10 protein-coding genes are annotated in these 11858 nt (G+C 45.9%); 1 reads left to right on the top strand and 9 read right to left on the bottom strand.

Annotated features, from left to right (window positions below; translation table 11 throughout):
• Nucleotides 1–575 precede the first annotated feature (575 nt).
• The 5 genes from DW657_RS01040 to DW657_RS01020 all read right to left on the bottom strand — a co-directional run bounded on the left by DW657_RS01040 (nt 576) and on the right by DW657_RS01020 (nt 4667).
• A complete protein-coding gene (locus tag DW657_RS01040) occupies nt 576–2066 on the bottom strand; it encodes a hypothetical protein (RefSeq protein WP_118311086.1) in 1491 nt (496 codons plus the stop codon).
• Nucleotides 2067–2210: 144 nt separating this feature from the next.
• On the bottom strand, nt 2211–2738 hold the full coding sequence (locus DW657_RS01035; protein WP_117663404.1) for a 30S ribosomal protein S16: 528 nt from the start codon (nt 2736–2738) through the stop codon (nt 2211–2213).
• Between the two features lie 156 nt (nt 2739–2894).
• On the bottom strand, nt 2895–3365 hold the full coding sequence (locus DW657_RS01030) for a DUF4293 domain-containing protein (RefSeq protein WP_118311085.1): 471 nt from the start codon (nt 3363–3365) through the stop codon (nt 2895–2897).
• 17 nt (nt 3366–3382) lie between these two features.
• On the bottom strand, nt 3383–3730 hold the full coding sequence (locus tag DW657_RS01025; RefSeq protein ID WP_117663402.1) for a DNA-directed RNA polymerase subunit omega: 348 nt from the start codon (nt 3728–3730) through the stop codon (nt 3383–3385).
• A 70-nt stretch (nt 3731–3800) separates the two neighbouring features.
• Nucleotides 3801–4667, bottom strand: coding sequence for an outer membrane protein assembly factor BamD (locus DW657_RS01020; RefSeq protein WP_118311084.1), 867 nt, complete (start codon nt 4665–4667; stop codon nt 3801–3803).
• 137 nt (nt 4668–4804) lie between these two features.
• On the opposite strand from DW657_RS01020, the gene uvrB reads away from it, so the two are divergent.
• Nucleotides 4805–6913 (top strand): excinuclease ABC subunit UvrB, encoded by a 2109-nt coding sequence (uvrB, locus tag DW657_RS01015; RefSeq protein ID WP_118311083.1) that lies wholly within the window; start codon nt 4805–4807, stop codon nt 6911–6913.
• A gap of 423 nt (nt 6914–7336) precedes the next feature.
• Here uvrB and DW657_RS01010 read toward each other — a convergent pair whose 3' ends face one another.
• The 4 genes from DW657_RS01010 to serC all read right to left on the bottom strand — a co-directional run bounded on the left by DW657_RS01010 (nt 7337) and on the right by serC (nt 11605).
• Entirely contained in the window at nt 7337–7924 is a 588-nt protein-coding gene (locus DW657_RS01010) for a YigZ family protein (RefSeq protein ID WP_118311082.1), read from the bottom strand.
• Between the two features lie 99 nt (nt 7925–8023).
• Nucleotides 8024–9358, bottom strand: a complete 1335-nt coding sequence (locus tag DW657_RS01005; protein WP_118311081.1) for a DUF1015 domain-containing protein — start codon at nt 9356–9358, stop codon at nt 8024–8026.
• Nucleotides 9359–9463: 105 nt separating this feature from the next.
• On the bottom strand, nt 9464–10381 hold the full coding sequence (locus tag DW657_RS01000) for an NAD(P)-dependent oxidoreductase (protein ID WP_118311080.1): 918 nt from the start codon (nt 10379–10381) through the stop codon (nt 9464–9466).
• Between the two features lie 156 nt (nt 10382–10537).
• The gene (serC, locus tag DW657_RS00995; protein WP_118311079.1) at nt 10538–11605 is read right to left on the bottom strand and encodes a 3-phosphoserine/phosphohydroxythreonine transaminase; all 1068 of its coding nucleotides are present in this window, start codon (nt 11603–11605) and stop codon (nt 10538–10540) included.
• Nucleotides 11606–11858: the final 253 nt, after the last annotated feature.

Genomic DNA, 11858 nt, shown 5'->3' with positions numbered 1-11858 from the left:
GAAGAATACCAATCCCCTATCTTATTCATACAAACGATATGGAAGAATACCAATCCCCTATCTGAACTACATACAACAGCCCAATATTGTGTAAGAAAAATTCCATATTCTAATCTTTATACTTAAAGCCCCGTAAAATAAGGAAAGTAGAGACACAAAATTTTCCCTTAAGGAAAAATAAAAATATCCTTAAGGAAAAATATATTTTTCCTTAAGGGAAGAAATTTTTCTCCTTAAAGATTATTTTGATAATCCGAGACTTGTAATATTATTTACTAAACTTAAGTAAGTACCTTCCCACACGCCCTGAAAGGGCAGAAGCTCCTAGCCCAGGGCAACGCCCTGGGTATAAGAGCAATCAGTAAGACGCCCTGAAAGGGCAAAAGCTTTGTATATTGCCTGGTACTTGAAAGCTTTTGCCCTTACAGGGCGACAGGCTTGCAACCATCATTACCCAGGGCGATGCCCTGGGCTAGGAGCTTCTGCCCTTTCAGGGCGTATTGGGCGTATTGGGTAATTTTAACCGTACAGGTCAAATAACAATATTCATATCCAAGCAAGTGACCCACCCTTTACTACAGCTTCAACGAACGGTGAATTTTCGTAAGACTATACGCCAGAGAATTCAGGAACAGGAAAAGACCCAGCAGCCAATAACCCCAGGAATCTGCATCCCACAACCATACTACACCTCCTATCAGCAGCAGATTCAGAAGATGAACCACCAGATGCTTGCCTGCCAGAAAACTCAACCGATAGGCATAATGAAAATGACAGAAAACAAAGACTCCTATCGACTCCAGAACATAGGCTACTACAATACCAGCACCCAAGCCATCCAGACCAAACCATAGATAGCCGATGATTTCGCAGACGATGAGCAATAATACGCAACAGCATTCCTGAACCAGAAATATCCGAGCCTCACCCCTAGACAAAGGTATATACTCCAGCGGCAGATAAAACGCCTTCCATAATAACCCTGCTGCTGCAATCTGAGTCATACCCAAGACACCTAGAAACTGACTGTTGTATAATAATGGTATGGCTATAGGAAGCAACAGGATAATGGCAATGATGATTGGACCCATCAAGAGGATATTCATCTCTAACTGTCTATTTACAATCAGATTACGGTTTTCCGCCTCAACCCTACCACTCTCCTCACTCTTTACTGCAGAAAGACGGGGGTAATAATCGGTTTCCATCACCGAAAAGATCATACCACCGTACACCAGCACCAGGGTAATACCGGAATTGAAAAGACCCACCTCGGCGAGATCCCCCTGCTGATTGAGAAAGGCTCTTACCAGAAATTCGGCACCACTACTCATCATTCCAGCCAAGACAAACGAGAGTCCCAGACGAACCATCGGGAAAGCTTGAACCAACTGGCTCCTGGAAAAGCACAAGCGAAACGGCTTTTCCTTACGTGAAAACCAAAAGGCAAGAAACCATTGGCTTAATGCCAACAGAAAAAGCACTACGAGAATCCCCTGCTCTCCGAAATAGCCATAGATGGGTACAGAAAACATCAAAGACAAAAGCGCCAATAAAGAAGACTGCACCGCCAAAGCCTTGAGTTTACCCAATCCTTTGAGAATAGCCGTCTCGCCACCAGCTAATATGGTAAAGAAGATGGTAGGAGCCAACAATATGAAATGCAGGGTATGATTTCCCCACGAAAAGGTGAAGAGATTAAGCAAGGGTCCCAAAAGAGCACAAATCAAAGCACCCAGAAAAGCAGAAAGCAGACAGAGTGAACGGATCTGGGCAACAGCCTGGTCTATCCCGTTTCCGGTATCTGCCTCAGAAACCACTCTTACGCCACTGGTAGGAATACCGAGATTGGAAACAGAAGAAAGAAAATTGGAAGTAGAATTGAAAAGAGACAGCAATCCCATACCAGAAGGTCCCAGGAACATAGCGGTAAATTTATTCCTGACTACGCCAACGAGCATATTCAGCCCCTGTACTCCTCCAAACAATCCGGTATATTTCAATATATGCGAATAGCTGTTCTTTTCTGAATCCAGTCTTTCATCCATTTTCTTAGTCTTTCCCATAATACTTTAACGCAAATCCAGGATATTTATTGTAAAAACAGGGGATTTATTGTAAAAACAGGCAACAAAAAAAGGCCGACACCCTTAAATAAGAGTAATCGACCTTTATACTTTTCAATCTCCAAAGAAGATTCTTTTAGAAGATTAAGCCTCAGCTGGAGCCTCCTCTGTAGCCTCAGTCTCAGCAGCAGCCTCTGCAGCAGCAGCGGCAGCAGCAGCCTTCTTCTCAGCTACCTTCTTAGCGATTGCCTCGTTCATCTTCTTCTCAGCCTCGAGCTCCTTAGCAGCAGCTTCCTTCTTAGCCTTAGCGTCGCCCTCGCGAACAGCAGAAACCTTAGCGTCCTTGCCATTCTTCCAAGCGTCGAAACGCTTCTGAGCCTCAGCATCGTCGAATGCGCCCTTCTTAACGCCACCCTTGAGGTGCTTCATCAAGTAAACGCCCTCGCCCTTGAGGATGTTGCGAACTGTGTCTGTTGGCTGTGCACCTGTCTCTACCCAGTAGAGTGCGCGCTCGAAATTCAAATCTACAGTAGCAGGATTGGTGTTAGGGTTGAATGTACCAATCTTCTCAGTAAATTTACCATCACGTGGTGCTCTAACGTCAGCGATTACGATGCTATAGAAAGCATAGTTCTTACGACCGCCGCGCTGCAATCTGATTTTTGTTGCCATTTTTTAAATCTAATTTTAATTTAATTATTAATGAGGTTTGAATTTTATGCTGTCATCTCGTGACAGCGGGTGCAAAGGTACTACTTTTATTTGGTACCCACAAATTTTTCTCCTATTTTATAGGCTTTTTTAGCATTTCTTTTAAGAATCAGGGCTTTATCGGATGCGATCAGCGGCTTTTACCAGCTTTTCGTCATCATTTACGCCCTTATATGCCATAGCGACAAGTATCAGGCTGACGATTGGCAGACAGGCTGCGAACTCGATGCTCATCTTGCCCTGAACCTCTGGAATAGGAATGATACCCAAGAGAATCAAGACATAATCTATCACCCACAGTACCTGAAGCAGCATGGTACATTTGCAGATACTCATCTGTACCTTGCGATTCTTATAAAGGAATATCGTTACCAACGATAAGATTGCTGTTACGCTGAGCAGGACAAACAGAGGGATGCAGGTGGCAGAGACAGCAAGACCGCCCTCGCCTGTCACCACACCCAGATTGTAAACCATACTGTCTGTTCCCATTCCCTCTGGCGCTATACTGCCGATAGGAAAGAACAGACCCAGCGCACATACAATAACAGCTAAAAGCAAAAACAGGGTTTGTTTACGCTGTATCATAACTCTACCTGTCTTGTTTAGAGTTCATCCTCATCAGAAGAGTGAGCTGGCACACTTGGATCACGCCAATAAATGCTCTTCTCTACAAACTCCTCTGTAGCAATCAAAGTTGGCTTTGGCAACTTCTCATAGAAACGAGAGATCTCAATCTGCTCACGGTTCTCGAAGACCTCTTCCAATGAATCGTTGTAAGAAGCAAACTCAGAGAGTTTCTTGCTCAAGTCCTGCTTAATCTCAAGCGAGATCTGGTTAGCTCGCTTAGCGATGATTGCAACACTCTCGTAAATGTTATGCGTATCATCACAGAGATCCATGATGTTACGAGTAACTGTGTTAACTGGTGCTTTTGATTTCTTATAATCCATAATTTATAGTACTATATATATTATTCTATTTTTATCTATCGTTTCTCCTACTGGTAAGCTGTGAGGGGCATTATTTGTTGTCCCCCGCGAGCTTGTCGAGTGTATCCTCAGGATGTGCCTTCTCGAAAGCCTTGCACTTCTCGATATATTTCTCGGCAGTGGCACGCTCCTTGGAATCCGGATACTCATTGATGAAGCCATAGCATTCATCCTCAGCATCCTGATAGCGCTCCAGCTGCTTGCTCTCAACACTCATCTTCGCCAGTTCATACTTGCTTTTCATGATGAGTGTAGCAAATTCCTCGCGCTTGTTGCTGTAAGGATAATCCTTGAGAGCATTCTGCGCCGTAACGATGCAAGCCTCATAATTGTTGCCGCCGTTGGTGCAGTTGCCGAAGTAAGTACCCATATCGAAGTACAGGCGTGCACTCTTATACTCCTTCTCTACCAGGAGATCCTGCAAGGCAAAGAGACGGTTGGTTGCCTGAGCCTTGAGATGAGCATCCGGGAAGAGATCAAGGAACTCCTGGAAGGCTGTAATCGCAGTATAAGTAGTACTCTGGTCGAGTCGAGGCTCCGGAGCATTCTGATAGAGGCTTTCGCCCACAAAGTACTTCGCCATCTCTGCATACTGTCCCTTCGGATAGCTGGCATAATATTTCTTGAAATACTCTGATGCCGTTTCGTAATCCTTCAAGCCATACTCAGCCATCGCCAACATATAGAGACACTCCTCGCCCTCGGTTGAACCCTTCTTCATGGTTACAACTTCCTGCAACAGAGGAATGGCACGAGAATACTTGCCCTGTGCAAAACACTGCTTGGCATACTCGTACTTATAGGTAGATGTTGCTGCCTTATATACCTGATTATATTCGCTCGCACAGCCAGTAAGAAGCAATGCTACACTAGCTGCGATTAGTATTGATTTCTTCATATTATTACTTTTGTGGATGCAAAGTTACAGATAATTTGCTTATTATCAAAAGAAAAAATACATTTTTTCGCAAATAATTAATCTTTATAACGATTAATGCCGTTTTTTTTGTATTTTTGCACCCAAAAACAGAGATTATGGACTTTAAAATCACATCAGAATATCAACCAACGGGTGATCAGCCGCAAGCCATCCGACAACTCACCGAAGGCATCCAGCAGGGAGAACCCGCACAGGTGTTGCTTGGCGTAACCGGTTCCGGCAAGACCTTCACCGTAGCAAACGTGATAGCCAACGTGGGCAAGCCGACTCTTATCCTGAGTCATAACAAGACGCTTGCCGCCCAGCTTTATCAGGAGATGAAAGGCTTCTTCCCCAACAATGCCGTGGAGTATTACGTTTCCTACTACGACTATTACCAGCCGGAGGCATATCTGCCAACCACGGATACCTATATAGAAAAAGATCTCGCCATCAATGATGAGATCGACAAGCTCCGTCTGGGTGCCGTTTCCGCTCTGCTTTCAGGCAGAAAAGATGTCATCGTGGTATCTTCCGTATCATGCATCTATGGTATGGGTGGACCAGTAGCTATGCAGGAAAACATCATCAAGATTCACAGGGGACAGCAACTCGACAGAAATGAGTTCCTCAGGAAACTGGTAGATGCCCTCTATGTAAGAAACGACATCGAACTGCAGCGCGGCAACTTCCGCGTAAAGGGAGAAACGGTAGATATCTTCATGGCGTACAGCGACAATGTGCTGCGAGTAACCTGGTGGGATGACGAGATAGACAGCATCGAGGAGGTAGATTCCCTCACCTATCACCGACTTTCCTCCTTCGAAGAATATGAGATTTATCCTGCCAATCTTTTTGTAACCAGCAAGGAGCAGCAGGAGATCGCCATCAGAATGATACAGGACGACCTGATGAAACAGGAAGAATTCTTCAAGAGCATAGGCGATGGCATCAAGGCACAGCGCATCAAGGAGCGTGTGGAATACGACATGGAGATGATCAAGGAGCTGGGACACTGTTCGGGCATCGAGAACTATTCGAGATATTTCGATGGCCGGCATGAAGGAGAGCGTCCATACTGTCTGCTCGATTTCTTCCCGAAAGATTTCCTTCTGGTAGTAGATGAGAGCCATGTGAGCATTCCGCAAATCGGGGCGATGTATGGTGGCGATAGAGCCCGAAAGAAGAACCTGGTGGAATATGGTTTCCGATTGCCTGCCGCCTTCGACAACCGTCCGCTCACCTTCGAGGAATTTCATAGTATGATTCATCAGGCCATCTACGTGAGTGCTACCCCAGCCGACTATGAGCTGAGAGAATCTGAAGGTGTGGTAGTAGAACAGTTGATTCGTCCTACCGGATTGCTCGACCCGGAGATAGAAGTACGCCCAAGCGAAAACCAGATTGATGATCTGCTCGATGAGATTCTGACCAGAACCCACCGGGATGAACGTGTACTCATCACCACCCTTACCAAACGTATGGCAGAGGAGCTGACCGAGTTCCTGCTGAACCACAATGTAAAGGCTGCCTATATCCATAGCGATGTGGCAACGCTTGACCGCGTGAAGATCATGAACGATCTGCGAGCAGGCGTGTATGATGTACTGGTGGGTGTGAATCTGCTCCGCGAGGGTCTAGACTTGCCTGAGGTATCGCTTGTTGCCATCCTCGATGCAGACAAGGAGGGATTCCTGCGCAGTCACCGTTCTCTGACCCAGACCGCCGGCCGTGCCGCCAGAAACGTGAACGGCAAGGTGATTATGTATGCGGACAATATCACAGACAGCATGCAGAAGACCATCGACGAGACTGCCCGCCGAAGAAGCATCCAGCTGAAATACAATGCCGACCACGGCATCACCCCTAAGCAGATTCAGAAGGCAATCACCTCTGCACTGCCTATGGGCAAGGAAGAAGAAGCTGCTTCAGGTGCAGCCACCATCAAGAGCATCAAGAGTGCCGAGAAAGCCAAAGGCATCATGGATCATAAGAACATCAAGGGAGCCGAAGGGTCCAGACAGCGTGTCTATATCGAACCAGATAGCGCCACGATGGTTGCCGATCCTATCGTCCGCAGCATGAGCAGGGAGGAGTTAGAGAAGAGCATTGCCAATACCACTGCTCTGATGAAGCAAGCCGCCAAGGACCTCGACTTCATGCAGGCAGCACAATATCGCGACGAAATCATCCGCTTGCAGAAGGAATTGGAAGAAAAAGGATAGAAGCAGCACGCCCTGAAAGGGCAGAAGCTCCTAGCCCAGGGCAACGCCCTGGGTATAATAGCAATCAACAAGGCGCCCTGTAAGGGCAAAAGCTTTACTAAACACCTGGTTTTAAAGTTTTTTAGGTGTCTTCAAGAGCGTAAACCCGCCAGGCGTCCCGGCGGATTTGAAATCCGCCGTAAAAAAAGGTTCGACCTATAAACACCGGGGGATTTGTAATCCCCCAATAAAAGGAAAAGCATACTCCTTTGCTGCGGATTGCAAATCCGCAGAACCTAAATAGGTTAGGACATTTTTTAACGCCGGATTGCAAATCCGGCGGGACGCCTGGCGGACTTACGTTCTTTAAAAACTAAAAAAGGGTGCGTTGTGGACTTATGACACACCCTCTTTCAGGGCGTGTGGGAACTCTGTGATTTTCCGTTATTCAAACGACAGCTTTTTCAGGCGGGTACGCAATTGCTCAGCCTCGCTCTTCCTGATAGACAGCTTGATGCAGCAAGTATTGTCGAAAGTCTGATCCACGATACGTGGATTCATCTCTTTCACTATCCTCATCACATCATTCATCATCGGATAGGTGAAATCATAGGTTACGATTTCCTCTACCTGCTGCGTTACCTCCTCACAATGCGCCAAGGCATCTATCGCTGCCTCACGATAGGCAACGATCAATCCGCTGGTACCCAGCTTGACTCCTCCGAAATAGCGGATGACGACAATCAGGATATCCGTCAGTTCTGCTTTCGTAATCTGTCCAAGGATAGGCTTGCCTGCCGTAGAAGAAGGCTCTCCATCATCATTGGCACGAAACTCGGTGCGCTCAGGACCCAACATATAGGCATAACAACAATGTCGGGCATCGTAATATTTCTTACGGTACCCGGCAACAATCTCCTTCACCTCGTCAACAGTGGTAACGTGGTGAGCAAAGGCGAGAAACTTACTCCTTTTCTCGGTGTAATATCCCTCGCCTACTGTATCTGATATAGTTTTAAATTCGTCAATCATATTTTTACATTGAACTTTGAACTGGGAACTTTGAACTTTATGATTACCCTTTTTGTTTAAAACAACAGAAATACATATCATAAAGTTCAAAGCTCAAAGTTAATCAAGTTTGTGAATAATCAATCCGCTGCGCAACTTTGGCTCAAACCAGGTTGCCTTAGGAGGCATAATCTTGCCACTATCAGCGATGTCCATAATCTGCTGCATAGTAACTGGATGCAAGGCCAATGCCATCTTCATCTCGCCACTATCTACACGACGCTTCAACTCGCCGAGTCCGCGAAGACCGCCCACGAAATCGATGCGCTTGTCTGAACGCAAATCCTTGATGCCCAGAATATCATCCAGAATCAGACGGGAAGAGATATCTACATCGAGCACGCCGATAGGATCCTCATCATCATAGGTTCCTGGCTTGGCAAACAAGCCGTACCACTTGCCGTCCAGATAAACGAGGAATGAATGAAGCGCTGCTGGCTTCAGGATATCCAATCCAAACTGCTCGATTGCTTCATCAATGGCAATCTTCTCATAGCATGGGATACCCTCCTCATCGCCAGATACATTCACATTAATCGCATCAATCTCTATCACCTCGAAGTTCTTGGTAAGAGCATCGAGGAATTCTTCTGATGTCAGACCATTCAGATCCTTTACTACACGGTTGTAATCAAGAATGGTAAGCTGGCTAGCCTGGAAGCAGACAGCCATGAAATAGTTGTATTCCTCCTTACCGGTATGGTTCGGATTCTGCTTCGCCTTCTCTGCGCCTACCAAAGCTGCTGCAGCAGAACGGTGATGACCATCGGCGATATAGAGGCTAGGCATCTTGGCAAATTCAGCGGTGATGGTTTCGATATCCTTGTCATCACTGACAATCCAGAACTGGTGACGGAAGCCATCAATCGGAGCGATGAAATCATACTCCGGTGCTGTAGCAGCATAACGCATCAGAATCTCATTGAGCACAGAATTATCAGGATAAGCAAAGAAAACCGGTTCGATGTTTGCATTGCAAACACGAACGTGCTTCATACGATCCTCTTCCTTATCACGACGGGTAAGCTCATGCTTCTTGATGACACCCGTCATATAATCATTTACGTATGCACCCACAACAAGACCATACTGTGTCTTGCCATTCATGGTCTGTGCATAGATATAATACTGTTCCTTATCATCCTGCTTCAACCAGCCGTTCTCCTGGAACTTCTTGAAGTTCTCTGCAGCACTTTCATAGACGCGAGGATCATACTCAGATGTACCTGGTTCGAAGTTGATTTCAGGTTTAATGATATGATAAAGGCTTTTCTCGTTATCGCCAGCCTCGGCACGAGCTTCCTCTGAATCGAGGACATCGTATGGACGAGACTCAACTTGCTCTACTAAATCTTTTGGAGGGCGAATGCCCTTGAAAGGTTTTACTATTGCCATAATGTTATAATTTACTTTGTCAAGATGAATAAAAACACGAAAAGCCCATCAAGAGTGCTTCGGTGAAAAAGCACTCTTCATGAGCTATATATTCGGGATGAATAATTACTTATTTACCTGGAACTTGGTGCAGCCATCTGCAAAGAATGCATTGATCTGCTTGGCAGCTGCGATACCAGCATTGATGTTAGCCTCGGCTGTCTGCGCACCCATCTTCTTAGGGGTTGAGAAGTAGCGGCCCTCGAACTTGGCGAAGTCTGCATCAGCATCTGGCTTGATGTCGGTGATGAACTTCAAATCCTCACGCTCAGCAAGAAGCTTCAGAAGCTCAGGCTCATTGATGACCTCCTTGCGGGCTGTATTGATAAGAATACCACCCTTAGGCAACTGGTTCACGGTCTTGTAATCGATGCTCTTGATAGTCTCTGGAGTAGCAGGGATATGAAGAGAAACGATATCGCAAGTCTGGAACAGCTCATCCTGAGACTTTACGGCGTGAACACCTGCAGCCTCGATGACATCTGCAGGGCAGAAGGCATCATAAGCAGACACTTCCATACCGAAGCCCTTGGCGATGCGAGCTACATTGCGACCCACGTTACCAAATGCCAGGATACCCAACTTCTTACCCTTCAACTCACAGCCAGCCTTACCATTGTAGAAATTACGAACGGCAAATACCAGCAAGCCGAATACCAATTCAGCTACAGCGTTAGAGTTCTGACCAGGAGTGTTCTCAGCTACTACGTTGTGAGCAGTAGCAGCAGCCAGGTCGATATTATCATAACCAGCACCGGCGCGAACGATAATCTTCAGGTTCTTGGCAGCGTCGAGCACCTCGGCATCAGCCTTGTCAGAACGGATAATCATCGCATCCACATCCTTCACGGCATCGAGAAGCTGAGCCTTCTCTGTATATTTTTCGAGCAGTACGAGTTCGTTGCCTGCTCCCTCTATTTCTTTCTTAATGCCCTCGACAGCAGCTGCTGCGAATGGCTTTTCTGTTGCAACTAATACTTTCATATTACTTTGAACTTTTTTACTTGGAACCTTTTTACTTTGAACTTGGAACTTTGAACTTTGAACTTTATGATTTGCTTTTTCCTTTAAAAGCTCCCCATTTATAATAGATTATAATCTTTGGAGTAATCATAAAGTTCAAAGTTCAAATCTCAAAGTTCAAAGTTTCTCAAAATCCTGCATAGCCTTGACGAGTGCCTGAACACCCTCCATGGTCTGTGCATTGTAGCAGCTGGCACGGAAACCACCTACAGAACGGTGCCCCTTGACACCAACCATGCCACGCTCTGTAGCGAAATCAAGGAATGGCTTCTCCAGCTCCTTGTACTCATCGTTCATCACGAAGCAGATGTTCATCAATGAGCGGGATGCCTCTTCCACGGTACCCTTGAAGAGCTTGTTGCGGTCAATCTCAGCATAGAGAACCTCTGCACGCTCGTAAGCTCGCTTGTCAGCAGCCTCTACGCCACCATTTGCCTTCAACCAGCGGAGGTTCTCCATCAAAGTATAGATAGGAACTACAGGAGGAGTATTGAACATGCTGCCCTTCTCTACGTGAGTACGATAGTCGAGCATGGTAGGAATCTCACGAGGAGCCTTGCCGAGCATATCATCCTTGACGATAATGACGGTAACACCAGCCATAGAGAGGTTCTTCTGGGCACCAGCATAGATGGCGGTGTACTTGGAAACATCTACCGGACGGCTCATGATATCTGATGACATATCAGAAATCAAAGGCACGTTCACGTCTGGATCTACACGGAGTTCGGTACCATATATTGTATTGTTGCTTGTGAGATGCAAATAATCACAATCGGCTGGCACAGTGTTAGGAACCTGAGGATAGAAAGTGTAGTTGGCGTCGGACGATGATGCGATCTCCACGACCTCACCAAAATGCTTTGCCTCTTTCATTGCCTTCTTAGCCCAAGTACCAGAATTTATGTAGGCAGCCTTCTTGATGAGGAAGTTGGCAGGAATCTGCATGAACTGCAACGACGCACCACCACCAAGGAAGATTACGGAGTAACCCTCAGGAATGTCAAGAAGCTCCTTGAAAAGGGAGACAGCCTCATCAACAACTGGCTGGAAATCCTTAGCACGGTGGCTGATTTCCATCAATGAAAGACCTGAACCATTAAAATCCAAAATCTGCTTTGCTGTGTTCTCAATCACTTCACGTGGAAGCATTGATGGACCTGCGTTAAAATTGTACTTCTTCATCTTGTTTAATTATTTTAGTTTTCTGACCATGCCATTCCTGTTAGCAGGAACAGTATAAGCGCAATCCACCCATATAGTCAACTGAGCAACCCTAATGTATGGATTTACGGATGCGAAATTACATATTTTATTTGAATCTACCAAATTTTCCTGCACATTTTTAGCGATTTGGGCAAAAATCTTTCATTTTGTCAGTGCTTTTAACATATTTACCGCATATTTATGCCATAAATATCAATTTATAACAAGAAAA

Origin of the sequence: Prevotella sp. AM23-5, assembly GCF_003473645.1 — a bacterium.
GTDB classification, from domain to species: Bacteria; Bacteroidota; Bacteroidia; order Bacteroidales; family Bacteroidaceae; genus Prevotella; species Prevotella copri_A.
Note: the sequence above shows the minus strand (reverse complement) of the source record. Positions and strands in the feature narration are given on the sequence as shown.

Excerpts from the sequence above, each read along its gene's own strand:
- DW657_RS01040 (WP_118311086.1), bottom strand. The coding sequence starts at position 2,066 with ATGGGAAAGACTAAGAAAATGGATGAAAGACTGGATTCAGAAAAGAAC.
- DW657_RS01035 (WP_117663404.1), bottom strand. The coding sequence starts at position 2,738 with ATGGCAACAAAAATCAGATTGCAGCGCGGCGGTCGTAAGAACTATGCT.
- DW657_RS01030 (WP_118311085.1), bottom strand. The coding sequence starts at position 3,365 with ATGATACAGCGTAAACAAACCCTGTTTTTGCTTTTAGCTGTTATTGTA.
- DW657_RS01025 (WP_117663402.1), bottom strand. The coding sequence starts at position 3,730 with ATGGATTATAAGAAATCAAAAGCACCAGTTAACACAGTTACTCGTAAC.
- DW657_RS01020 (WP_118311084.1), bottom strand. The coding sequence starts at position 4,667 with ATGAAGAAATCAATACTAATCGCAGCTAGTGTAGCATTGCTTCTTACT.
- uvrB (WP_118311083.1), top strand. The coding sequence starts at position 4,805 with ATGGACTTTAAAATCACATCAGAATATCAACCAACGGGTGATCAGCCG.
- DW657_RS01010 (WP_118311082.1), bottom strand. The coding sequence starts at position 7,924 with ATGATTGACGAATTTAAAACTATATCAGATACAGTAGGCGAGGGATAT.
- DW657_RS01005 (WP_118311081.1), bottom strand. The coding sequence starts at position 9,358 with ATGGCAATAGTAAAACCTTTCAAGGGCATTCGCCCTCCAAAAGATTTA.
- DW657_RS01000 (WP_118311080.1), bottom strand. The coding sequence starts at position 10,381 with ATGAAAGTATTAGTTGCAACAGAAAAGCCATTCGCAGCAGCTGCTGTC.
- serC (WP_118311079.1), bottom strand. The coding sequence starts at position 11,605 with ATGAAGAAGTACAATTTTAACGCAGGTCCATCAATGCTTCCACGTGAA.